This window comes from Kribbella sp. NPDC031520 (assembly GCF_055580825.1).
On sequence record NZ_JBVIKS010000006.1, the window covers coordinates 243,950 to 265,670 of the forward strand.

Genomic DNA, 21,721 nt, shown 5'->3' on the forward strand with positions numbered 1-21,721 from the left:
TACCGGTGCCGCCTATCCCGGAAATGTGGGGATTCCGGCCGGCGTCACGAGCCCTGCTGTACGGGATGGTCGTGCGGTCCAAGGCTTCCTACCTTCGCTGCCATGAGCGAATCAGTGCATCTCAGCAGCGCGGGCACCGGCGTCGAGTACGCCGCCCCGGACGCGACCGTGACCGTCAAGATCGGGACCGAGCACACCGGTGGGCAGTACGAGGTGTTCGAGATCGACGCGCCGCGCGCCGACGCGGCACCACCGCACCGGGAGTCGTGGAGCAAGGCGTTCTACGTCCTCCAGGGCCGGATCCTCGTCCACGTGGAGGATCAGGGCTATGACCTCGGCCCGTGTGCCTCGATCAGCATCCCGGCCGGGACGCTGAACACCTTCTCGGTGCTCACGCCGTCGGCCAAGTTCCTGGCCATCAGCCAGACCGGAAGGATGGGAGCGTTCTTCGCCGACCTGGCCGAAGCCGATCCCGCCGACTACGTGGCCTTGGGGAAGGTCTCCGCACGCCACGGGGTGCAGCTCGCATGAGTACGGCGGCGCAGATCCTGGCGATCGTGTTCGCGGTGCTGCTGGCCTGGGTCTGGATGATGGAGTCGTTCTTCTACCGCCACCCGCGGCTCTACCCGCTGTTCCTGCTCGAGCGCGGGGACTTCGACGCGGTCCGGCTGTGGATCGTGAACCTCGGGTTCTACAACTTCACCACCGCGGTCGCGCTGGCCCTCGGCGTCGTGCTCGCGCGGTCGGGGCACGTTCCGCAGGGGGAGGCGCTGGTCGCGTTCACGGCCGGGCAGCACGTGTTCCTGGCGCTGGTGCTGCTCGCGACGGAGCGGCGACTCTGGCTGAACACGCTGCTCCAGGGGGTGCCGACCGCGGTTCTGTTGCTGCTCGTCCTGCTGTAGGAAATTTACCAATTCTGCGCAATCATGGGCACAGAGCACCACACACACTCAAGGTTCCCGAATGGTCACCGATCGTTCGACCGCATCGGGCGCCTACCGCCCTGAGTACCCGTGAAGGTGAGGCTCATGAGCCCAATCAGTCGCAGGACCCTCGTTCTCGGCGGACTCGCCGCGGCAGGTGCCGGCGCCCTCCCGGCAGCCGCCCAGTCCTCGGTGATCACCGCTACCGCCGCCGTCCCGTACCCGTTCCAGCTCGGCATCGCCTCCGGTGAGCCGGACGCGAACAGCGTCGTACTGTGGACCCGCCTGGCCCCGAGCCCGCTCAACGCCGACGGCCAGGGCGGGATGGCCACCACCGACGTACCCGTCGACTGGCAGGTGTCGACCACCGACACCTTCAGCACGCTGGTCGCCTCCGGTACGGTCACCGCGTCGTACGCCGCAGCCCACTCGGTACATGCCGTCGCGGGCGGGCTGAATCCCGACTCCGACTACTTCTACCGCTTCCGCGCCCAGGGCTTCATCTCGCCCGTCGGCCGGACCCGGACCGCACCGGCGATCGGCACGAACGGCCGTGACCTGCTGATGGCCTTCACCTCCTGCTCGCACTACGAAGAGGGGTACTTCACCGTCTACCGGCGGATGGCCGAGGAGAACCCGGGCCTGATCCTGCACGTCGGCGACTACATCTACGAGTACGGCGGCACCAGCGGCCGGCCTCGCCTGTACGCCGGGACCACCGAATGCGTCACGCTCGCGGACTACCGGCGCCGCTACGCACAGCACAAGACCGACCCGGACCTGCAGGCCGCGCACGCCGCGGCGCCGTGGCTCGTCGTACCGGACGACCACGAGGTGGAGAACAACTACGCCAACATGGTCAGGGCGGACAGCACACCCAGTCTCACGACGGCACAGTGGACTGCCCGCCGTACCGCGGCGTACCAGGCGTACTACGAGAACATGCCGCTGCGGCCCGCGCAGGCGAACAACGGCAACAGCATCCCGCTCTACCGTCGGTTGCGGTGGGGGAGTCTGGCCGTTTTCCACATGCTCGACACCCGGCAGTACCGCGACGACCAGGCCTGTGGCGACGGCTGGAAGATCTGCTCGGACGCCGATCTGGCATCCCGCAGCCTGCCCGGCAACACGCAGGAGACCTGGCTGCTCGACGGTTTCAACCAGCACCTGGCGACCTGGGACATCATCGGCCAGCAGGTGTTCTTCGCCCGGCGGTTCAACTCGACCGGCGCGAGCATGGACGCCTGGGACGGGTACCGCGCCTCCCGTGCGCGGATCCAGCAGGGCTGGGTCGACCGCGGTACGCGCAACCCCGTCGTACTGACCGGTGACGTGCACCGCGCGTGGGCCAGCGATCTGAAGGCCGACTACAACAACGCGAGCTCGGCGACCATCGGCAGCGAGCTGGTCAGCAGTTCGGTGACGTCGGGTGGTGACGGCGACGGGTCCACGACGATCCCCGATGTCGGCACCAACCCGTGGCTGAAGTTCTACAACGACCGTCGCGGCTACGTACGGACCACGATCAGCCCGACCCAGCTGCAGGCGGACTTCCGCGCGGTCGCGAAGGTGACCGAGCACGGCGTCGCGGCCACGACCGTGAAGTCGTTCGTCATCGAAGACGGCCGTCCCGGCCTGCAGGCGGTGTGACTCCTCATGAAGAAGACTCTTGCTGTCGCCGCATTTGCAGCCGCCGCGCTGATCTGCACCTCGACCACTGCTCAGGCATTCATCGCCACGCCGACCTGGACGACGGCCAACAGCGTGTCCACCGGCGACCAGGACAACGCGTCCGTGGCGACCAACCGTAATGGGTACGTCGCCGTGGTCTGGGAGGACGACCGCGACACCGACAACGCGACCGACAACGTCCACAGCGAGATCTACCTGCGGCTGTTCCTCAACGGCACCGCTGTGTACGAGACGAAGCTATCCGCGGGCGGGGACAGCGGCGTGACGAACTGGCGGCACCTGCACCCGGACGTGGGCCTGGACGACAAGGGCAACGCCGTCGTGGTCTGGCAGGACGACCCGGACGGCAACGGGTTCTACAACATCCCGTACCGCGTCGTGAACACCGCAGGCACCGTCACAGCATCCGGTGACGCCAACAGCAGTTCCACTGGTCAACAGATCAATCCCCGTGTCGCTGTAGATCCGGATGGTGCACCTGCTGGTGGTGCTGTTGCGTTCACGGTCGCGTGGGAGGACATCCAGACCGGCGCACAGGCCACGGTGAAGGCTGCTGGGTTCACTGGACCGACCACACGCGCCTGGGAGGTGTCCGCGTCTGCGACCACCGGCCAGCACCACAACCCGGATGTGGCTGTCTCGGCGTCGGGTGATGCTGTAGTCGTGTGGGACGACGATGCCGACGGCAACGGGTATTACCAGATCGGCCTGATTCGCCTGGGCCGTACGAACGGCGCCGCGACGCTGTCACGCCGCTCTGCTAACGCTTCGGGTGGTGGTCAACAGCGGCACGCCTCTGTGGCCGCGAACTTCAACGGCGACTTCGCGGTCGCCTGGGAGTCCGACCACACCGGTACCGCGGGTGTCTGGACGCGTTCGTTCACGTCAACCGGTACTGCGCGCTACGCCGACACCGAGGTCGCCACGGGCGGTACTGCGCCATCGATCGGCATCGACGACCAGGCGCAGTCCGTGGTCGGCTGGACCGTTCAAGGCGCCGACCCTGACGTGTGGGTCCGCGGCTTCGGTACGGACGGTACCGACACCGGCCGCCTGTCCTCCCAGAAGCTCAGCTCGGTCACCACGGGCCGTCAGGAGCAGATGGCGGTAGCAGTCTCGCCGTACGCCGAAGTCGCCGTCGCCTACACCGACGACAACGACGGCAACACCTACGACCAGGTCATCCTCGGCACAGGAATCTCCAACAACAGCTGGTAATCAGTGGGTCGTCGGGGACACCGTGCTGAGTACGGTGTCCCTGACGTCGACCACTTCGAGGTGGTCGATGTCCTTGAGTGGTATCGACGTACTGGCTGGGACCTGGGCCTGGTAGCTGCCGTTGGCGGCCCACCAGCCGGCTGTCTGCGTGGTGCCGTCGCGGCCGTGTACTACGAGCATGCAGTGCTCGTACGGCTTCAGATCGCTCATCCGGAGCTGGATGTCCGTGCCCCAGCCGCGGCTGACCAGCCTGGCCGTGGTGTCGATCCCGCCGACTCCGTCCGTCGCCGTCCAGGTAGCCGAGGCCGGTGCGGTCACAAGAGCCCAGCTGACGACACCCGTGATCGTTGCGGCCGATGCGGCGGTAAGAACCCAACGCTTGCGCGGCCGCTTCTTCTTCGCGAGTTGAAGCGGCGCAGGCTCCGGCTGCTCGATCTCGATGTCTTCCACCGGTACTGCGTGCAGCAGACCGGGCAGGTGCGCGAACTGCAGCAGCGTCTCGCGGCACGCCGTACAGGTCGTCAGGTGCTCCTCGACCTCGTGCCGTTCCGACGCTTCCAGCGCACCGAGCACGTAGGCGCCGATCGACGTCGTCTCCTGGCACGTCATGGGCCTGTCACTCCTCGTTCCTCGAGCGCTGCACGGAGGGCGTGCAGCGCGTAGTAGCTGCGCGACTTCACCGTTCCCGCTGGTACGCCGAGGACGACGGCGGCCTCGTTCACGGTGCGCCGCCGGTAGAACAGTTCGACGATCACCTGCCGGTGGTCCTTGCTCAGTCCCCGCAGTACGTCGATCACCTGCCAGACCTGCAGCACCCGGTCGATGTCGTCACCGAGCGCCGCGAACTCGCGGCCCTCGATCGGTACCTCGGTCACCCGGGCGCCCTGCTTGCGGCGGCCGGAGATGACGAGGTTGCGCGCGACCGTGAACAGCCAGCGCCCGGCCCGGTCCGGATCCAGCTCGCCGGCATGCGCCCACGCGCGCGCCATCGTCTCCTGGACGATGTCCTCGGCGTACTGCCGGTCGCCCACCGAGCGCAGTACGTACCCGAACAGCGGCCGCCGGTACCGGTCGTACAGCGCGCGGATCACCGTGTCGTCATCCACACCTGACAAGTACGTCGCCCGGCCGCGAACGGTTCAATCTGAACCGGCCGGCTGGTTCCCACGTATCAGCGGACGAAAGGAGATCCCGATGAAAACCACGATCTTGTTGCTAGGAGCAACCGTAGCTGCGGTAGGCACGCTGGCCGCGTGCGGCGGCAGCAACGGCAGCTCCACACCCGCCGGCGGTGGTGCCGCCGCGGCAGTCTCGGTGAAGGACGTCAACGGTGTCGGTCAGGCACTCGTCGACGCCTCCGGGAAGACGCTGTACTTCACTGACCAGGATTCCGGCGGCATGCTCAAGTGCATGTCCGGCTGCCTGAACATCTGGGTACCCGCGACCGGGACCGCCGCCGACGCGAAGGCGGTCAGCGGACTCGGCACGACGAAACGCTCCGATACCGGCGCGGAGCAGCTCACCTTCCAGGGCAAGCCGCTCTACACCTTCAAACTCGACAACAACGGCCAGGCGAAGGGCAACAACGTCACCGACAACTTCGCCGGCACCAGCTTCACCTGGCACGCCGCCACCACGTCGGCCGCGCAGTCGACAGCCCCGTCAACAGCCCCGTCAACGTCGTCCGGCGGCGGTTACGGCAACGGCTACTGATCCAGCAGTACGCGGACGTCCCACGGGCCCAGCTCCAGCTTGCCGGTGACCGGCTGATCGGCGAGCACGTCGTGGACGGCACCCGGCAGGTTCACGCCGACACTGTCCCACGACCAGTTGTGGACGAACCGGATCCGCCGGCCGTCCGCAGCGGTCGCGGAGCTGACGGTCACGCTCGCCGGCAGCTCGCTCCACGGCGCCGGCTTGATCCACCGGAACAGCGCTGCCGCCAGCGCCGGGTTCGGCACGGTGCCGACGTACGTGATCCGGCCCGAGCCGTGTGCCCGCGTCGTGACCGCCGGCCACCTCCCGAAATGCGGGTGGTCGTAGCCCACGAGTACGTCGGCGCCGTCGACGACCAACCCGTCCACCCAGCGGGTGGCGGCGGCGTCGGCGGCGAGTTCCAGGCCGACGCCGCGTACCGGTAGGTCCAGGCCGACGTTGCTGAACTCGTCGTACCGGACTCCTGCCGCGGCGGAGAGCCCGCCCGGCTGGACGTCTGTGCGTGCGCGCGCCTCCTGGTCGGCGTACCCGGTCCGCGGTCCGACAACGAGGTGCCCGCCGGCCTCGGCGTACCCGACCAGCTGGTCCAGCAGCTCCTGGTCGGCCAGATACAGCGCCGGTACGACGAGAACCGGGTGGTCGGCCACAGAGCCGGTGAACTGGCTCGCGTGCAGGATGCGGACCTGCAGACCGGCGTCGAAAGCCCCACGGTAGAAGGGATCGAAGAACCCCTGGTACGAGCGCTCGTCCGGACCGCCGTCCGCCCGCGCGAGAGCCGGGTACTTCTGCATCAGCCACTTGCTGGGCGTCGAGTAGAGCATCGTCACATCGCTGTCCGGGGTGAGGCCGGCCACCAGCGAGCCGGCGGCCTCGAACTCCGCGCCGAGCTGCGCGATCTCCTCGTACGTGCGCCCCGGCAGTCCGCTGTGGGGGAGGACTCCGCCCCAGTAGGTCTCCGCACCGAAATGCAGCGTGTGCCAGTGCCAGTACTCGATCATCGTGGCACCGCGCGACACCAAGGCCCAGGCCGCCTGCCGCCACTGACCGTCGTACGCCGGATGGTTGCTCCACGGAGCGCCGATCGACTGCGCGTTGGTCTCGGTGACGAGGAACGGGCTCTGCTTCGACGAGTACATGCGGTCGGCACTGAGGTACAACGCCCACGTACCGCTGGTCGTCCAACCCTGTGGGTCCGCCTCGGTCTGCGGGTACTCCAGTCCGTCCTGCATGGCGTAGTACGCATTGCCGGAGGTCACGTCGAGGCGTCGTACCAGCTCGTCGTCCGCGACCGCAGGGCGCTCGTACGCGATGCAGGTGGTGACGAACTGGTCCGGGCGCGCGTACTCGCGGACGATGTCGGCCTGCCAGCCGATGAACTCGGTCGTCTGGTCCGCCTGGAACTGACGCCACGCCACGTCGTACTGCGGCTGGACGTTGCCGTCCGGCGTCCACAGATCGGCCCAGTCCGAGAGCCGGTGCGACCAGTAGACCAGACCCCAGGCGTCGTTCAGCGTCTGCACGTCGCCGTACTTGTGCCGCAGGCTGTCGACGAAGCGCTGGAAGACGCCGTGGTTGTGCAGCAGCTCGTTGCCGGGTTCGTTGTCCACCTGGAAGCCGATCACCGCGGGGTGGCCGGCGTACCGCTCCGCAATCCGGCGGATCACCCGCTCGGCATGGAACCTGAAGCCTGGGTGGGTGAAGTCGACCTCCTGCCGTGCGCCCCAGCCGATCCGCTGCCCGGTCTTCCGTTCGCCGGTGATCTCGGGGTAGAGCCGGGCCAGCCACGGCGGCACGGCGTACGTCGGCGTTCCCAGCAGTACGGCGATGCCGCGCGCATGGGCGCCGTCGAGGACCGGTTGCAACCACTCCAGGTCGAATCGCCCGTTCTCCGGCTCCCAGGTCGACCAGACCGACTCGCCCACCCGGATCACCGAGAAGTGGGCGGCGGCCATCAGGTCGAGATCCTGCTCGAGCCGATCGTTCGGTTGGTATTCGTGGTAGTACGCAGCTCCGAAAAGCACACGCTCGTGCACCGTATTTCTCCAATGAGGGTTGGTTGGATCAGGCCTTGACACCGCCGGCGGCCAGCCCGGACTGCCAGTACCGCTGCAGCAACAGGAACGCCGCGATCAGTGGGATGACGGACAGGAAGGAACCGGTGATCACCAGGGACAGGACGGCGCCCGTCGTACCGCCGCCGGCGCTTGCCTGCGACGACCACTGCGCCAACCCCAAGGTGACCGGGTACAGGTCGGGGTTGTTCAACATGATCAACGGCAGGAAGTAGTTGTTCCAGGTTGCGACCAGGGTGAACAGGACCACGGTGACGATGCCCGGGGCAAGTAGCCGCAGCGCCACCTGGAAGAAGATCCGGAACTCGCTCGCCCCGTCGATCCTGGCCGCCTCGATGATCCCGTCCGGTACCGCGTCCTGCGCGTAGATCCGCATCAGGTACAGGCCGAACGGGCTGACCAGCGACGGCAGGATGATCGCCAGCGGCGTGTTCACCAGACCCGCCTTGCTGAACAGCAGGTACGTCGGGATCGCGAGGGCCGTGGTCGGCACCATGATCGCGCCGAGCACCATCCCGAACATCGCCGAGTTGCCGCGGAACCGGTACTTCGCGAAGCCGTAGCCGCCGAGCGCGCACAGGAACGCCGCCCCGCCGGCACTGACCACTGCGTAGAAGACCGTGTTGCCCATCCAGCGCGCGAACACGCCGCCGTTGTTCGTCAGGGTGTCATGGACGTTGGAGAAGAACGAGAAGTCGTGCGCGAACCACAGCCCGAAACTCGAGAACAGATCCCCGACGTTCTTGGTCGACGCGATGAACAACCAGAACAACGGCAGCAAGAAGTAGACCACCAGCACGACCATGCACACGGTCAGAACGTTGCTGCGACGACCCGTCATGACCGGCTCCTTCTCGCGGTGACGAACAGGACGGCGTACGACGCGACGACGATGACCGCGCCGAGGAGGAACGAGACGGCCGCGGCGTAGTTCACCTCCTGGCCGGTGAACGCGAGCGAATACGCGTACAGGTTCGGGGTGTAGCCGCTGTCGATCACGCTCGGCGCCAGCCGTTGCATCAGCTGTGGTTCGTTGAACAGCTGGAAGCTGCCGATGACCGAGAAGATCACGCACACCACCAGCGCCGGTCGCAGGGCCGGGATCTTGATGCTCCACGCGGTCCGGATCGCACCCGCGCCGTCGACCGCGGCCGCTTCGTACAGGTCGTGCGGGACGGCGCGCAGAGCGGCGTACAGGATGATCATGTTGTAGCCGGTGAACTCCCAGGTGACGATGTTCGCCAGCGACCCGAGCATCCAGCCGGAGGTGAGGAACTTCGGTGCGGGCAGACCGAGATCGCCGGCCAGCTGCGAGAACGGCCCGAAATCACGCCCGTACAGATAGCCCCACATCAGCGCGGCAACGACACTCGGTACGGCGTACGGCAGGAAGATGCCCAGCCGGAACGCCTTGGCAGCGCGCAACAGGCCGCTGTCGATCGCCAGCGCAGCCACCAACGCCACCACGAGCATGACCGGCACCTGGATGAGGAAGAACAAGGCGACCCGGCCGACCCCGTCGAGCAGCCGCGGATCGGTCAGCGCACGGGTGTAGTTGCCCAGCCCGGCGAAGACCGTACCGCCGATCAACCGCTCCTGGAACAGGCTGAGGTACGCCGCGTACGCCAGTGGAAGAACCAGCATCGCGACGAACACCAGCATGAAGGGCGCAACGAAGGCGTACCCGGTGGAGGCGTGGCCGACACCACGCCGCCGCCGACGGGCCTCCCGACGGCTCGGGGCCTGAGCCTCGAGCCGCTGATCGGTCGTGACACTCATTGGTTGACCTTGAAGCCCTGGTTCTGCGCGTACTTCGTGATCCGGTCCTGCCACTGGTCGAGCGCGGCGCCGGTGTCGCTCTTGTTGGCGAACGACTTGCCGACGGTCTCGTTCCAGTCGTTGACCGCTTGGTCGAGGAACGGCGGCCACTGGAACTTGGTGTCGACCGTGTCGCTGATCCCGGCGAACATCTTGTTCACCGGCTGGCCGCCGTAGAACGGCAGCGGCTGGTCCACGAACGAACTGTCGGCCAGCAAGGCCTTCGTGACCGGGAACAGGAACTGCTGGGTCGCGAACATCTTGGTCGACGCGGGATCCGTGTTGATGAACTCGGCCAGCTTCGCCGCCGCGATCGGGTTCTTGGTCCCCTGCACCACGGCCGTCGTTGACCCGCCCCAGTTGCCGGACGCGTTCTGGCCGGCTTGCCACTGTGGCAGCGGCGCCGCCCGCCACTTGCCCGCGGTCGCCTTCGCGCTACCTGCCAGGAAGACCGGTCCCCAGGCGGCGGTGAGCCAGGTGGCGTACTTGCCCCGGTTGAGTGCCTGGTACCACGCGTCGTTGAAGTCGGCATCGGCCGAGACGACACCGTCCTTGACCAAGCCGCCCCAGTACGTGGCGAGCTTCTTGGACCCGTCGCCGTTCAGGTTGATCTTGACCGAGTCGGTGCTGGGAGTCTCGAACGGCTTCACCCCGGCTTGCCACAACAGCCCGAACCAGACGCCCGCCTGGCTCTGCGCGAGGTTTGTCATCGACACGTTCGGGTCCGCGGCGTGCAGCTTGCGAGCGGCCGCGGCGAACTCGTCCCACGTCTTCGGTACGGCGATGCCGTACTTGTCGAAGATGTCCTTGCGGTACAGCATCCCCATCGGGCCACTGTCCTGCGGCACGGCCCAGACCTGACCGCCGGAGCCGACCACCTGCTGCCAGGTCCACGGTACGAACTGGTCCTTCAGCGCCCCGGCGCCGTACGGACGCAGGTCCATCAGGCTCTTGGTCAGCGCGAACGTCGGGATGTACTGGAACTCGATCTGGACGGCGTCCGGGAAACCGGTGCCGGCCTTCAGCGCCGTACGCAGCTTGGTGTACTGCGGGGTGCCCTGGCCGGCGTTGACGACCTTCACCTTGATCGCCGGGTACTTCGCCTGGAACAGGTCGACCTCCTTCTGGATGTTCGGCACCCAGGTCCAGAAGGTGAGCTGGGTCGGCGTGGACATCGCCTTGTCGATATCGGACTGGCTGACGGTCTGTGCCGCGCTCGCGCCACCGGACGCCGACCCACCGCCGCCACCACAGGCGGCGAGAACGAGGGCAGCGGCCAGGACGAGTGTGGTGCCGACGGACGTGCGCCGGCGGATACGGTTCAGGAACATTGCGAACAACTCCTCGAAGGGCAAGGCGGTGCCGAGGCACGGACCGCGCAGCGGCGTGCCTGACCGGGGTACGGCGTTTCAGTGCGCCGTACGTGGTACTGCGGTCGACTGACGAACGACGAGCCGGAGCGGTGGCCGCTCCGGAAGGGGAGAGCGGCCGCCGGCCGGCGACTCGATCTCCGTAACCAGGTTGGCGATCCCGCGGGCGACGTGGATGTCGAAGTCCTGCGGGATCGTGGTGAGTGGCGGCGTCAGGTAGGCCGCCGACGGGATGTCGTCGAAGCCGACCAGACTGACGTCCCCGGGGACGGACCGGCCGGCCTCGGTGAGTGCCCGCAGTACGCCGATGGCCATGTCGTCGTTGGCGACGAAGACCGCGGTGACGTCGGGGTCGGCGGCCAGTTCACGGCCGGCCTGGTAGCCGGAAGCCGGGAGCCAATCGCCTTCAAGTACAGGGGGTTCGGGCACACCGGCGGCCGTCAGGGCCTGCCGCCAGCCGGCCAGCCGGTCCCGCGCCGCCCACCAGCGTTGCGGGCCGGCGACGTGCCAGACGGTGCGATGCCCGAGCCCGAGCAGGTGCTCGGTCGCGGTCCGGGCGGCGACGAGGTTGTCGCCGCCGGTGTCGATACTCGGGTTGGCGCTCAGGCCGGGGAACCGGCCGAAGCTGAGCACCGGGACGTCGACGTCGATCCGCCCGCCGTCGCCCTCGTCGATCGGCTCGGACAGGATGATCCCGTCCACGCCTTGCTCGAGCAGGTGCTCGACCACGTCGGCGATGGTGTCGCCTTCGAGCGTGTTCACGATGCTGACCGAGTAGCCGGTCGTCCGGAGGGTCTGTTCGATCGCCACCAGCTGGGTCGACGGGCCGAACAGCGCCGTACCGAGACAGACCACGCCGATCCGCCTGGTCTTGCCGGAGTTGAGTGCCCGGGCCGCGTCGTTGCGGCGGTACCCGAGTTCGCGGACGGCGGCCTGGACCCGGAGCCGGACCTCCTCCTTGACGTACGGCTCGCCGTTCAGGACCCGGGAGACCGTCTTCTGCGAGACGCCGGCGAGCCGTGCGACATCCGTACTGCTCGGTTTGGTCTCGCTCACGTGTCCTCCGTTCTGACTGCGTAGTCAGAATGTGTCTACGTAGTCAGAAGGTCAATGGCTCATCCGCTGTGACCTGGATCACATCTGACGTTTGTAGACCGCTGTCAGCCGGCCACGTGCGATGGTCCTGGCGTTGATCGCCTTCAGCGCCTCGTCGAGGCCGGCGCCGTTCAGGAGCCCAGTCGGCTGGGACAAGGCGTAGACGGTGAAGCGGTAGTGATGCGTGCCGCTGGGCGGGCAAGGCGGGTAGTACCCGGCTTTGCCGCCTGAGTTCTTTGCCTGCTTCACGCCTGGCAGCACGCCACCTTCTGCCAGCGTCGCGGGGGCTGGTTCCACGTCGAGCACGATCCAGTGTGTGAAGGTGCCGTGGGGCGCGTCGGGGTCGTCGACGACCAGAGCCAGGGCTCTGGCGTTCGCCGGGACGTCCTTCCAGGTAAGCGGTGGTGGCAGGCTGTCGCCGTCGCAGGTGTACTTGCGTGGAATCGTCTCACCTTCACGGAACGCCGTACTCGTGACGGTGATGCTGGCCGGTGCGTTCACGGCAGGCTCCTTCCCGGATCCGCCGCTGCATGCAGCCGTGCTCACCAGTACGACCGCCCACAACAGCAGTCCCCGCATGCGTTCAACGTACTACCAGGACGACGTCCTCAGCTGCGGGCCACCAGGCGGATGACTGGGAGTTCGCGGTCGGTCTTCTTCTGGTAGCCCGCGAAGCGAGGTGCGGTCGCGACGATCTGTTGCCATGCCTCGGCGCGGTCCGTGCCGTGCAGTTGCTCGGCGTGGACGTCCACGGTTTCGCCGTCGACGTCGATCCGGACCCGGCTGGGGTTTGCGGCCAAGTTGTAGTACCAGTCGGGGTTCCCCGAACCACCCCAGGCGGACGCGATGATCAGCCGGCTGCCGTCGGCGGCCGGGACCCAGCTCACCGGGGTCAGCCGCTCGACGCCGGACTTGCGGCCGATCGTCCGCAGTACGAGCATGTCGAACCCGACGACCTTGCTGCTACCGGTGCGCCGGATCACCTGCCTGACCAGACTGTTCATCCACCGCAGCGGCTGTCCTTTGGGCTGCCAGGCCCCGTGGGTGCCCGCCGGGGTGTCGAAGCTCATAGATCCGAAGGTACCGGGGACCTACGGCTCGGTAGACGGCAGGTCGTCGAGGATCGCCGTCCAGCGAGTGAGCAGCCGCGCTCCGGGGACAGCGTTTGCCCGTACCATCTTCGCGTGTCCACCCGCTTGAGTTCCTGAGATGTCGGCCGTCATCGGCGCCTTCGCGGCGCTGGTCGCAGTGGCCGTCCTCGGGTACGTCGTGGGGCTCTTGGGCGTACTCCGTTCGCAGGACGAGCTGGTCCTCTCGCGGCTGGCGTTCTTCGTGGCCACGCCCGCGCTGCTGTTCACGACCGTCGCGCGGGCTGATCTGAAGTCGATCTTCTCGGTGGTACTGGTCACCAACCTGGTCAGCCTGTTTGTGGTGCAGGTGGTGTTCCTGCTGGTCGCGGTCGTGATCTGGCGGCGCACCCGGTCCGAGGCGACGATCGGCGTACTCGCCTCGTCGTACGTGAACGCCGGCAACCTCGGCGTACCGGTCGCCGCCTACGTACTCGGCGACGGCGCGCTGGTCGCGCCGATCGTGCTGTTCCAGGTGCTGGTGATGGCGCCGGTCGCGTTCGCCGTACTGGACGGCGACCGGCAGGGGAGCGGCCGCCGGGTCTCGTTGAAGACGATCGTCACCCGCCCGCTCCGCAACCCGCTCACGGTCGCATCCCTGCTGGGCTTGCTCGTCTCTCTCCTAGGTGTGCGTTTGCCCGACCCGGTGATGCGCCCGATCGACCTGATCGCCGCGGCCGCGGTACCGGTCGCTCTTGTCGCGTACGGCCTGAGCCTGAGCGCCGGCACCAAGGACTCGATCACCCTGCGGCGAGACGTCGTACTGGCCGTTGCGCTGAAGACGTTCGCCCAACCCCTCGTCGCCTACACGGTCGCCCGCTGGCTCCTGGACCTCCACGGCCCCGCCCTACTGGCCCCAACCCTCCTGGCCGCCTTACCCACCGCGCAGAACGTCTACGTCTACGCCGTCCACTACCGAGCCAGCCGAACCCTCGCCCGCAGCGCAGTCCTCCTCAGCACCCTCCTGTCCATCCCAGTAATGATCCTGATCGCAGGACTGCTCGCCTGACTCAGCGCTGGCGAAGAATGCCGTCCGTGAGGGGCCCAAGAATGAACGTGCCAAATTTGGTTGTCTTCTCGGGGGTTAGTTCATGGTTTTGAAGGCTTCTTCGGCTACGGGGGCTACTTGGTCGACGTTGACGCCTTCGTTGGCGGACTGGGCGATGACGGTGAGGGTGTTCGAGCCGCGGTAGCACTGGGTGGGGAGGTTGCCGGCGGATTCGATGCAGGTGGTCTTGCCGATCTTCTTGACCTTGTCGGCGCTTGCACCGGAGTCGGCGATCACCTTGTCGATGTCGACGCGGCCGCGGAGCGCGATCAGTACGTAGAACCGGTCGCCGTCGAGGCTGCCGTACGCCTCGACCATCACCTTCTTGCCGTCGTTGATCCGGCTCAGCGCGTCCCGCGTCTGGTCGAGCTGCGCACGGCCGCGGATCTCCGGATCGGTGATCCGGTCGAGTCCGGCGAGCTTGGCCGGCGGCGTGATCGCCCGCTCGGCATTCAGCCGGCTCAGCGGTCCCAGGCCCCACGCATACCCGACCACCGCCAGCACCACCAACACCAGCAGAGCCCCACCCACAGTCACCCAAGGCGCCCGAGACCGCCGCCTGCCGGCTGGGGTGGGCGGGTCCTTCGGGGCCGGTGGGGTGGTGGGGTCGGTCATCGGGGGGCTCCTCGGACGTTCGGGTCGCGGGGTGCGGCGGGGGGTCGTCCTGATCGTTCCACATCAGGACAAACCGGTCGCGCAGGGTACGCGCAGGTGCCCGCCTCCCGGGAGGGGAGACGGGCACCGGGTGGTGGCTGCTCAGAGGGTGGCGACGACCTTGACCGTGTCGGAGTCGTCCGCGTGCCAGACGATCTCGCCGGTGATCCGGCCGGCGGCGCGCAGGTCCGGCTCGGCGCGTTCGGCCAGCGAGAGGCGCGCGGCGGGCCCGGTCACCTCGACCTTCGAGACCTCGGTCTTCATCGACACCTGCGCCTCGGACTTCGCACCGCGGATCCCCGCGAGCACCTCGGACACAGCGTCCAGGACCTCGGCCGGCTGCTCGGCCACCGCGAGGTCATCCTCCGGCGTCGGCCACGACGACAGGTGGATCGAACCCTCCTGCCACCACGACCAGACCTCTTCGGTCGCGAACGGCAGGTACGGCGCGAGCAACCGCAGCTGCACCGACAACGCCACCGCCAGCGCGGCCTTCGCGGAGGCAGCCGCAGCGTCGCCCTGACCGCCGTACGCGCGCTCCTTCACGAGCTCGACGTAGTCGTCGCAGAACGTCCAGAAGAACCGCTCGCTCGTCTCCAGCGCACCGGTGTAGTCGTACCGGTCGAGGGCTGCGGTCGCGTCCGTGACGACGGACCGCAACCTCTGCAGCATCGCCAGGTCGACCGGCTCGGTGACCGCGGACGCGTCCACCGTCGTCGCCCCGAACCCGAGCACGAACTTCGACGCGTTCAGCACCTTGATCGCGAGCCGCCGCCCGACCTTCATCTGCGACTCGTCGAACGGCGAGTCCAGCCCGGGCCGCGCCATCGCCGCGCGCCAGCGGACCGCGTCGGAGCCGAACTTCTCCAGGATCTCCGACGGGACGACCGCGTTGCCCTTGGACTTGGACATCTTCTTGCGGTCCGGGTCGACGACGAACCCGGAGATCATCGACCGCGCCCACGGCAGCGTGCCGTTCTCGAAGTGCGCGCGGACGACGCGGGAGAACAGCCAAGTCCGGATGATCTCGTGCGCGTGCGTGTTCAGGTCCATCGGGAAGGTCCGGCGGAACAGGTCGTCGTCCCGCTCCCACCCGCAGACGATGTGCGGCGTCAGCGACGACGTCGCCCAGGTGTCCATCACGTCCGGGTCGGCCTCGAACCCGCCCGGCTTGCCGCGCTGGGACTCGTCGTACCCACGCGGCGCCTGCGAGGTCGGGTCGATCGGCAGCTCGGCCTCGGACGGCATCAGCGGGTGCTCGTAGTCCGGTTCGCCGTCCTGGTCCAGCGGATACCAGACCGGGAACGGGACGCCGAAGTACCGCTGGCGGGAGATCAGCCAGTCGCCGTTCAGCCCCTCGACCCAGTTCAGGTAGCGGTGCCGCATGTGTTCGGGGACCCAGGCGAGCTCGTTGCCGCGCTCGATGAACTCCTGCTTGAGCGCCGCGTCCCGGCCGCCGTTGGTGATGTACCACTGCCGGGTGGAGACGATCTCGAGCGGCTTGTCGCCGTTCTCGTAGAAGTTCGCCATCCGCTCGGTCTTCTTCGGCTCGCCGTCCAGCTCGCCGCTCTCGCGCAGCTTCTGGACGACCAGCTCGCGCGCGCTGAAGACGGTCTTGCCGGCCAGCTCGGCGTAGAGCTCTGAACCCTCGAGCCACGCCGGGGTCTCGCGGAGCAGCCGGCCGTCGCGGCCGATGACCGTACGGACCGGGAGTTGCAGCTCGCGCCACCACTGGATGTCGGTCTGGTCGCCGAACGTGCAGCACATCGCGATCCCGGCGCCCTTGTCCATCTCGGCGGCCGGGTGCGCAAGGACCGGGACCTCGACGCCGAACAGCGGCGACTTCACCGACGTCCCGAACAGGTGCTTGTACCGGTCGTCGTCGGGGTGTGCGATCAGCGCGACGCACGCCGGGATCAGCTCCGGGCGGGTCGTCTCGATGTAGACCGGCCCGTCGGCGCCGTGGAACGCGACCCGGTGGTAGGCGCCCGGATACGGCCGGGCCTCCATCTCGGCCTGCGCGACCGCGGTCTGGAACGTGACGTCCCAGACCGTCGGAGCCTCGGACAGGTACGCCTCGCCGCGGGCGAAGTTCCGCAGGAAGGCGCGCTGCGACGTACGCCGGGAGTCCTCGGAGATCGTCGTATAGAGGTACGACCAGTCGACGCTCAGGCCGACCTGCCGCCACATGTGTTCGAACGCCTGCTCGTCGATGTGCGTGAGCTCACCGCAGAGATCGACGAAGTTCTGCCGGGAGATCGGGACCTGCTTCTTCGGATCCGGCTTCTCCGGCGGGGTGAAGTCCGGGTCGTAGGGCAGCGACGGGTCGCACTTGACGCCGTAGTAGTTCTGCACCCGGCGCTCGGTCGGCAGGCCGTTGTCGTCCCAGCCGATCGGGTAGAAGACCTTCTTGCCGCGCATCCGCTGATACCGCGCGACGAGGTCGGTGTGGGTGTAGCTGAAGATGTGCCCGACGTGCAGCGACCCGGAGACCGTCGGCGGCGGCGTGTCGATGGAATACACATCGGCACGCTCGGCGGTGCGGTCGAAGGCGTAGGTCTGCTGCTCCTTCCATACCGCAGCCCACTTCTCCTCGAGTCCGTCGAGGGTGGGCTTGTCTGGAACACGGGACGTCTGGCTCATGCGCACAATGTTAGTGGTTGTCAAGGGGTGCTCCGACCGGTTATCCACACCCCCCTCCTAGACTGGGCGTCCTGATGAGTGACCTCTCCTTCGCCGAGGTATCGGCACGGCTCCAGCAGCGCTGGCCGGAGCACAAGATCGAGCCCACCCTGGAGCGCGTCCGGCGGCTCGTCGAGCTGCTCGGTGACCCCCAGAAGGCCTACCCGGTGGTGCATCTGACCGGGACCAACGGCAAGACGTCGACGGCGCGGATGATCGACACCCTGCTGCGCGAGGCCGGCCTGCGGACCGGCCGGTTCACCAGCCCGCACCTGGAGTCGGTCCGGGAGCGGATCACGCTGGACGGCGAGCCCGTCAGCGAGCAGCGCTTCGTCGAGGCGTACGAGGAGATCGCGCCGTACCTGGACGTCGTCGACGCCGAGCAGGAACACCCGCTGACGTTCTTCGAGGCGATCGTCGGGATGGCGTTCGCGATCTTCGCCGACGCCCCGGTCGACGTCGCGGTGATCGAGGTCGGCCTCGGCGGTACCTGGGACGCCACCAACGTCGCCGACGGCACGGTCTCGGTGATCACGCCGGTCGCGGTCGACCACACCCACCTGCTGGGCGCGGACCCGGTCACGATCGCAGGCGAGAAGTCCGGCATCATCAAGCCCGGCGGTACGGTCGTGATGGCCCAGCAGAGCCTCGACGTCTTCGAGGTACTGCTCCGTAAGGCCGCCGAGGTCGGCGCCCAGGTCGCCCGCGAGGGTATCGAGTTCGGCGTTGTCAGCCGTACGCTCGCCGTCGGCGGCCAGGTCGTGTCGGTCAAGGGCCTCGGAGCCGAGTACGACGAACTCTTTGTCCCGCTGCACGGCGAATACCAGGCGCACAACGCCGCGGTCGCGGTTGCGGCCGTCGAGGCGCTGCTCGGTGCGAGCCCCGAGACCGACGGCCGGGTCACGACCGAGCTGCTGCAGGCGGGCTTCGAGCAGGTCACCAGCCCGGGACGCATGGAGGTCGTGCGGCAGAGCCCGACGATCGTCGTGGACGCCGCGCACAACCCGCACGGCGCGGAGGCGACCGCGGCCGCGGTGTCGGAGGCGTTCCAGTTCCAGCCGCTGATCGGCGTCCTCGGCTGTATGAAGGACAAGGACGTGTACGGCGTCCTCGAGGCGTACGAGCCGATCATGGAGACCGTGGTCTGCACCCGGAACAGCTTCGTCGAGCGCTCGATGCCGGCCGAGGAGCTGGGCGAACTGGCCGCGGAGGTGTTCGGTGAGGAGCGGGTGCTGGTCCGCCCGCACCTGATCGACGCGATCGACGACGCGATCCGGCTCGCCGAGGAAGGCGCGGTCGCGCTGGGCAGTGGCGGCGTACTGGTCACCGGCTCGGTCATCACGGCCGGCGAGGCGCGGGCGTTGCTGGTCCGCAAACCGAAGGACGCGAAGCAGTGAGGTCGCTCGCCTCGATCGTGCTCGCGTTCGAGTCCGTCGTACTCGCCCTCGTCACGCCGGTGATGATCTCGATCGCGAACGTCCGCCCCGCGGTGGCCGTTCCGACCTGCCTCGGTCTTTTCGTACTGGCGCTGCTCTCGGCCGGGCTGCTCCGGTTCCAGGCCGGGTACGTGCTCGGCTCGCTCGTCCAGGTCGGCGCCGTCGGCCTCGGCTTCGTCGTACCCGTGATGTTCGTCCTCGGTCTCGCCTTCGCCGCCTTCTGGGTCGCCGCGATCGTCCTCGGCCGCCGCATCGAGGAAGCGAAGAAGACGCATGAGCAGTTAGGCTCTGCCGCCCCGACTACTTCGAGAGAGAGTTGACAGATGTCGCAGCGAACCCTGGTCCTGCTGAAGCCCGACACGGTCCGCCGCGGCCTGGTCGGCGAGGTGCTGGGCCGGTTCGAGGCCAAGGGCCTCACGATCGTCGCCATGGACCTGCGCACGATCGACGGTGAGACGGCCGACCAGCACTACGCCGAACACGTCGACAAGGCCTTCTACCCGCCGCTGCGGGACTTCGTCACCAGCGGCCCGCTGGTCGCGCTGGTGCTCGAGGGCGACGAGGCGATCGAGGTCGTCCGGGCCCTGAACGGCGCCACCGACGGCCGCAAGGCCGCCCCCGGCACGATCCGCGGCGACCTGTCGCTGTCCAACCGGGAGAACCTCGTGCACGGCTCGGACTCCGCGGAGTCGGCGTCCCGCGAGATCAAGATCTGGTTCCCCGACCTCCCGTGACCCCCGGCCGGAAGGCCACTGCCGACTGCTGGTGAAGAGACCGATACGATACGTGCCTGGGCGGACGGTTCGTGTCGGTCCACGGGCGAGGTGCAGCAGCGTTTAGCCTGGTCGGGGACCGAGTGGGAGGTGCCGCGGTGGCGAACAGCATGCTCGGCCGTGACATGGCGGTCGATCTCGGTACGGCGAACACCCTGGTGTACGTACGTGGCCGGGGCGTCGTGCTGAACGAGCCGTCCGTGGTCGCGACCCGGACGGACGAACCGCAGGAAGCGGTCGCGTTCGGGCACGAGGCGAAGAAGATGATCGGCCGGACGCCCGGCAACATCACCGCGATCCGGCCGTTGAAGGACGGCGTGATCGCCGACTTCGACGCCGCCGAGCAGATGCTGCGGTACTTCATCCAGCGCGTCCACCGCCGGCGGTATTTCGCCAAGCCCCGGATCGTGGTCTGCGTACCGTCCGGGATCACCGCTGTGGAGCAGCGCGCGGTCCGCGACGCCGGGTACATGGCCGGCGCCCGCAAGGTGTACATCATCGAGGAGCCGATGGCCGCCGCGCTCGGTTCGAACCTCGAGGTCCGCGACGCCACCGGCAACATGGTCGTCGACATCGGCGGCGGGACCACCGAGGTCGCGGTCATCTCGTTCGGCGGCATCGTCACCAGCCAGTCGATCCGGGTGGCCGGTGACGCCATCGACAAGGCGATCGTGAACTACTGCAAGAAGGAGTTCTCGCTGCTGCTCGGCGAGGCCACCTCGGAGCAGATCAAGATGACCATCGGGTCGGCGTTCCCGACCACCGACGGCCCGGACAGCGAGATCCGCGGCCGGGACATGGTCTCCGGCCTGCCGCGCACCGTGAAGGTGTCCTCGGCGGACATGCGCCAGGCGATCGAGGAGCCGATCACCGCGATCGTCGACGCGGTCAAGGCGACGCTGGACAAGACCCCGCCGGAGCTGGCCGGCGACATCGTCGACCGCGGCATCGTGCTGACCGGCGGTGGTGCGCTGCTGAAGGGGATGGACGAGCGGCTCCGGCACGAGACCGGCATCCCGATCCACGTCGCCGAGAACCCGCTGGACGCCGTCGTGCTCGGGGCCGGCAAGTGCGTGGACAACATCGAGACCCTCAACCGCATCCTGGTCACCGACAACCGGCGCTGAGGTACCGACCGAATGCTCAAAGACCTCGGTGGCCCGTCCAAGAGCACTTCCCCCCGGAGTGCTTTCCGTTCGGCGGGTGAGACACCGCTGCGATCGGCCGGTACGCCGCGGGACGTGCGCCGCCGCCGATCCGTGCTGGCGCTGGTGATCCTGGCCTGTTTCACGTTGATCGTGCTGGATGCGCGGCGTTCGGCGGGCTCGCCGGTCGAGCCGTTGCGCGAGGGCGCGGCCGCCGTCTTCGGTCCGCTCGAGTCGACCGCGACGTCGGCCCGGCAGCCTGTGGACAACCTCCGCGACCGATTCGCGGAAATGGATAGGTTGAAAGCAGAGAACGAAAAACTGAAGAAGGCCAACGAGGACCTGACCCGGGAGCTGAACACCACCGACTACGCCCGCAACCGGGCGCAGGAGCTGGACCAGCTGCTCAAGGTCGCGCCGGCGTACACGATGACGCCGGCCCGGGTGATCGGCATCGGCAGCGCGCAGACGTTCAGCCACACGGTGACGATCGACGCCGGGACGGCGGACGGGGTGCGTCCGGACATGACGGTGCTGAACGGGATCGGTCTGGTCGGCCGGGTGGTGCGAGCCACCCAGGGGACCGCGACCGTGCTGCTGATCGGCGACCGCAACTCGACCGTCGGCGGCCGGCTGAACTCGACGATGGCGCTGGGTTTCGTCTCCGGACGTGGCGACGTGGCCGGCACCCTCGACTACAAACTCGTCGACCCGAAGGCCCGGCCGAAGGTCGGCGACAAGATCGTCACCTGGGGCTCGAGCAACAACGCCCCGTATGTACCGGGTGTCCCGATCGGCGTCGTCACCTCGGTGACGCCGAACGAGGGCGCCCTCGGATCCACCGCAACCATCAAGCCGTACGTCGATCCGACCCGGATCGACACCGTCGGCGTGGTGACCGGGCCGCCTGCCCGTCCGCCGCGCCAGCAGATCACCGGGAAGGGGAACTGAC

General features: G+C 68.0%; 22 protein-coding genes. 11 read left to right on the forward strand and 11 right to left on the reverse strand.

Annotation, left to right across the window (positions count from 1 at the left end; all coding sequences use genetic code 11):
- Positions 1-102: 102 nt before the first annotated feature.
- From ACZ5BU_RS30100 to ACZ5BU_RS30115, 4 genes are all read left to right on the forward strand, one after another.
- Positions 103-531 (forward strand): cupin domain-containing protein, encoded by a 429-nt coding sequence (locus ACZ5BU_RS30100; RefSeq protein WP_465703808.1) that lies wholly within the window; start codon positions 103-105, stop codon positions 529-531.
- On the forward strand, positions 528-902 hold the full coding sequence (locus tag ACZ5BU_RS30105) for a DUF1304 family protein (RefSeq protein WP_465703809.1): 375 nt from the start codon (positions 528-530) through the stop codon (positions 900-902). Before ACZ5BU_RS30100 ends, ACZ5BU_RS30105 begins: the two co-directional genes overlap by 4 nt.
- A 126-nt stretch (positions 903-1,028) precedes the next feature.
- On the forward strand, positions 1,029-2,573 hold the full coding sequence (locus tag ACZ5BU_RS30110; RefSeq protein WP_465703810.1) for an alkaline phosphatase D family protein: 1,545 nt from the start codon (positions 1,029-1,031) through the stop codon (positions 2,571-2,573).
- Positions 2,574-2,579: 6 nt separating this feature from the next.
- Positions 2,580-3,833: a hypothetical protein gene (locus ACZ5BU_RS30115; protein WP_465703811.1), complete on the forward strand. Its 1,254-nt coding sequence runs from the start codon at positions 2,580-2,582 to the stop codon at positions 3,831-3,833.
- Here ACZ5BU_RS30115 and ACZ5BU_RS30120 read toward each other — a convergent pair whose 3' ends face one another.
- Positions 3,834-4,442 (reverse strand): anti-sigma factor family protein, encoded by a 609-nt coding sequence (locus ACZ5BU_RS30120; RefSeq protein WP_465703812.1) that lies wholly within the window; start codon positions 4,440-4,442, stop codon positions 3,834-3,836.
- Positions 4,439-4,939 (reverse strand): sigma-70 family RNA polymerase sigma factor, encoded by a 501-nt coding sequence (locus ACZ5BU_RS30125; RefSeq protein ID WP_465703813.1) that lies wholly within the window; start codon positions 4,937-4,939, stop codon positions 4,439-4,441. The genes ACZ5BU_RS30120 and ACZ5BU_RS30125 overlap by 4 nt, the downstream gene beginning before the upstream one ends.
- A gap of 88 nt (positions 4,940-5,027) precedes the next feature.
- Here ACZ5BU_RS30125 and ACZ5BU_RS30130 point away from each other — a divergent pair, with 88 nt between their 5' ends.
- Positions 5,028-5,546, forward strand: coding sequence for a COG4315 family predicted lipoprotein (locus ACZ5BU_RS30130; RefSeq protein ID WP_465703814.1), 519 nt, complete (start codon positions 5,028-5,030; stop codon positions 5,544-5,546).
- Here ACZ5BU_RS30130 and ACZ5BU_RS30135 read toward each other — a convergent pair.
- The 7 genes from ACZ5BU_RS30135 to ACZ5BU_RS30165 all read right to left on the reverse strand — a co-directional run bounded on the left by ACZ5BU_RS30135 (position 5,540) and on the right by ACZ5BU_RS30165 (position 12,974).
- Entirely contained in the window at positions 5,540-7,582 is a 2,043-nt protein-coding gene (locus tag ACZ5BU_RS30135) for a beta-galactosidase (protein WP_465703815.1), read from the reverse strand. The genes ACZ5BU_RS30130 and ACZ5BU_RS30135 overlap by 7 nt on opposite strands.
- Before the next feature lie 28 nt (positions 7,583-7,610).
- A complete protein-coding gene (locus ACZ5BU_RS30140) occupies positions 7,611-8,462 on the reverse strand; it encodes a carbohydrate ABC transporter permease (protein ID WP_465703816.1) in 852 nt (283 codons plus the stop codon).
- Positions 8,459-9,400 (reverse strand): carbohydrate ABC transporter permease, encoded by a 942-nt coding sequence (locus tag ACZ5BU_RS30145; protein WP_465703817.1) that lies wholly within the window; start codon positions 9,398-9,400, stop codon positions 8,459-8,461. Before ACZ5BU_RS30145 ends, ACZ5BU_RS30140 begins: the two co-directional genes overlap by 4 nt.
- The gene (locus ACZ5BU_RS30150) at positions 9,397-10,770 is read right to left on the reverse strand and encodes an extracellular solute-binding protein (RefSeq protein WP_465703818.1); all 1,374 of its coding nucleotides are present in this window, start codon (positions 10,768-10,770) and stop codon (positions 9,397-9,399) included. The genes ACZ5BU_RS30145 and ACZ5BU_RS30150 overlap by 4 nt, the downstream gene beginning before the upstream one ends.
- Positions 10,771-10,848: 78 nt before the next feature.
- Positions 10,849-11,865: a LacI family DNA-binding transcriptional regulator gene (locus ACZ5BU_RS30155; RefSeq protein WP_465703819.1), complete on the reverse strand. Its 1,017-nt coding sequence runs from the start codon at positions 11,863-11,865 to the stop codon at positions 10,849-10,851.
- 78 nt (positions 11,866-11,943) lie between these two features.
- Positions 11,944-12,483 (reverse strand): YbhB/YbcL family Raf kinase inhibitor-like protein, encoded by a 540-nt coding sequence (locus tag ACZ5BU_RS30160; RefSeq protein WP_465703820.1) that lies wholly within the window; start codon positions 12,481-12,483, stop codon positions 11,944-11,946.
- 29 nt (positions 12,484-12,512) lie between these two features.
- A complete protein-coding gene (locus ACZ5BU_RS30165) occupies positions 12,513-12,974 on the reverse strand; it encodes a nitroreductase family deazaflavin-dependent oxidoreductase (RefSeq protein ID WP_465703821.1) in 462 nt (153 codons plus the stop codon).
- A 139-nt stretch (positions 12,975-13,113) separates the two neighbouring features.
- On the opposite strand from ACZ5BU_RS30165, the gene ACZ5BU_RS30170 reads away from it, so the two are divergent.
- Positions 13,114-14,040 carry an AEC family transporter gene (locus tag ACZ5BU_RS30170; protein ID WP_465703822.1) on the forward strand — a complete coding sequence of 309 codons (927 nt, stop codon included), beginning with the start codon at positions 13,114-13,116 and terminating at the stop codon, positions 14,038-14,040.
- A gap of 75 nt (positions 14,041-14,115) precedes the next feature.
- On the opposite strand, the gene ACZ5BU_RS30175 is transcribed toward ACZ5BU_RS30170, so the two are convergent.
- Together ACZ5BU_RS30175 and valS are read right to left on the reverse strand one after the other, a co-directional pair.
- Complete coding sequence (locus tag ACZ5BU_RS30175; RefSeq protein WP_465703823.1) at positions 14,116-14,694, reverse strand: hypothetical protein; 579 nt, start codon at positions 14,692-14,694, stop codon at positions 14,116-14,118.
- A 141-nt stretch (positions 14,695-14,835) separates the two neighbouring features.
- Entirely contained in the window at positions 14,836-17,376 is a 2,541-nt protein-coding gene (valS, locus tag ACZ5BU_RS30180) for a valine--tRNA ligase (protein ID WP_465703824.1), read from the reverse strand.
- A 74-nt stretch (positions 17,377-17,450) separates the two neighbouring features.
- On the opposite strand from valS, the gene ACZ5BU_RS30185 reads away from it, so the two are divergent.
- The 5 genes from ACZ5BU_RS30185 to mreC all read left to right on the forward strand — a co-directional run bounded on the left by ACZ5BU_RS30185 (position 17,451) and on the right by mreC (position 21,720).
- Positions 17,451-18,812, forward strand: coding sequence for a bifunctional folylpolyglutamate synthase/dihydrofolate synthase (locus tag ACZ5BU_RS30185; RefSeq protein ID WP_465703825.1), 1,362 nt, complete (start codon positions 17,451-17,453; stop codon positions 18,810-18,812).
- A complete protein-coding gene (locus ACZ5BU_RS30190; protein WP_465703826.1) occupies positions 18,809-19,171 on the forward strand; it encodes a DUF4233 domain-containing protein in 363 nt (120 codons plus the stop codon). Before ACZ5BU_RS30185 ends, ACZ5BU_RS30190 begins: the two co-directional genes overlap by 4 nt.
- Positions 19,172-19,174: 3 nt before the next feature.
- Positions 19,175-19,585, forward strand: a complete 411-nt coding sequence (gene ndk / locus ACZ5BU_RS30195) for a nucleoside-diphosphate kinase (RefSeq protein WP_465703827.1) — start codon at positions 19,175-19,177, stop codon at positions 19,583-19,585.
- 137 nt (positions 19,586-19,722) lie between these two features.
- The gene (mreB, locus tag ACZ5BU_RS30200; protein WP_425554054.1) at positions 19,723-20,751 is read left to right on the forward strand and encodes a rod shape-determining protein; all 1,029 of its coding nucleotides are present in this window, start codon (positions 19,723-19,725) and stop codon (positions 20,749-20,751) included.
- A 114-nt stretch (positions 20,752-20,865) separates the two neighbouring features.
- Positions 20,866-21,720, forward strand: coding sequence for a rod shape-determining protein MreC (gene mreC, locus ACZ5BU_RS30205; protein ID WP_465703828.1), 855 nt, complete (start codon positions 20,866-20,868; stop codon positions 21,718-21,720).
- The last annotated feature ends 1 nt before the right edge of the window (position 21,721 follow it).

Bases quoted from the DNA above. Each gene is read 5' to 3' on its own strand.
- ACZ5BU_RS30115 (WP_465703811.1), top strand. From the start codon at position 2,580: ATGAAGAAGACTCTTGCTGTCGCCGCATTTGCAGCCGCCGCGCTGATC.
- ACZ5BU_RS30160 (WP_465703820.1), bottom strand. From the start codon at position 12,483: ATGCGGGGACTGCTGTTGTGGGCGGTCGTACTGGTGAGCACGGCTGCA.
- ACZ5BU_RS30185 (WP_465703825.1), top strand. From the start codon at position 17,451: ATGAGTGACCTCTCCTTCGCCGAGGTATCGGCACGGCTCCAGCAGCGC.
- ACZ5BU_RS30175 (WP_465703823.1), bottom strand. From the start codon at position 14,694: ATGACCGACCCCACCACCCCACCGGCCCCGAAGGACCCGCCCACCCCA.
- ACZ5BU_RS30110 (WP_465703810.1), top strand. From the start codon at position 1,029: ATGAGCCCAATCAGTCGCAGGACCCTCGTTCTCGGCGGACTCGCCGCG.
- ACZ5BU_RS30105 (WP_465703809.1), top strand. From the start codon at position 528: ATGAGTACGGCGGCGCAGATCCTGGCGATCGTGTTCGCGGTGCTGCTG.
- ACZ5BU_RS30130 (WP_465703814.1), top strand. From the start codon at position 5,028: ATGAAAACCACGATCTTGTTGCTAGGAGCAACCGTAGCTGCGGTAGGC.
- ACZ5BU_RS30100 (WP_465703808.1), top strand. From the start codon at position 103: ATGAGCGAATCAGTGCATCTCAGCAGCGCGGGCACCGGCGTCGAGTAC.
- valS (WP_465703824.1), bottom strand. From the start codon at position 17,376: ATGAGCCAGACGTCCCGTGTTCCAGACAAGCCCACCCTCGACGGACTC.
- ACZ5BU_RS30170 (WP_465703822.1), top strand. From the start codon at position 13,114: ATGTCGGCCGTCATCGGCGCCTTCGCGGCGCTGGTCGCAGTGGCCGTC.
- ACZ5BU_RS30120 (WP_465703812.1), bottom strand. From the start codon at position 4,442: ATGACGTGCCAGGAGACGACGTCGATCGGCGCCTACGTGCTCGGTGCG.
- ACZ5BU_RS30140 (WP_465703816.1), bottom strand. From the start codon at position 8,462: ATGACGGGTCGTCGCAGCAACGTTCTGACCGTGTGCATGGTCGTGCTG.
- ACZ5BU_RS30165 (WP_465703821.1), bottom strand. From the start codon at position 12,974: ATGAGCTTCGACACCCCGGCGGGCACCCACGGGGCCTGGCAGCCCAAA.
- ndk (WP_465703827.1), top strand. From the start codon at position 19,175: ATGTCGCAGCGAACCCTGGTCCTGCTGAAGCCCGACACGGTCCGCCGC.
- ACZ5BU_RS30150 (WP_465703818.1), bottom strand. From the start codon at position 10,770: ATGTTCCTGAACCGTATCCGCCGGCGCACGTCCGTCGGCACCACACTC.
- ACZ5BU_RS30145 (WP_465703817.1), bottom strand. From the start codon at position 9,400: ATGAGTGTCACGACCGATCAGCGGCTCGAGGCTCAGGCCCCGAGCCGT.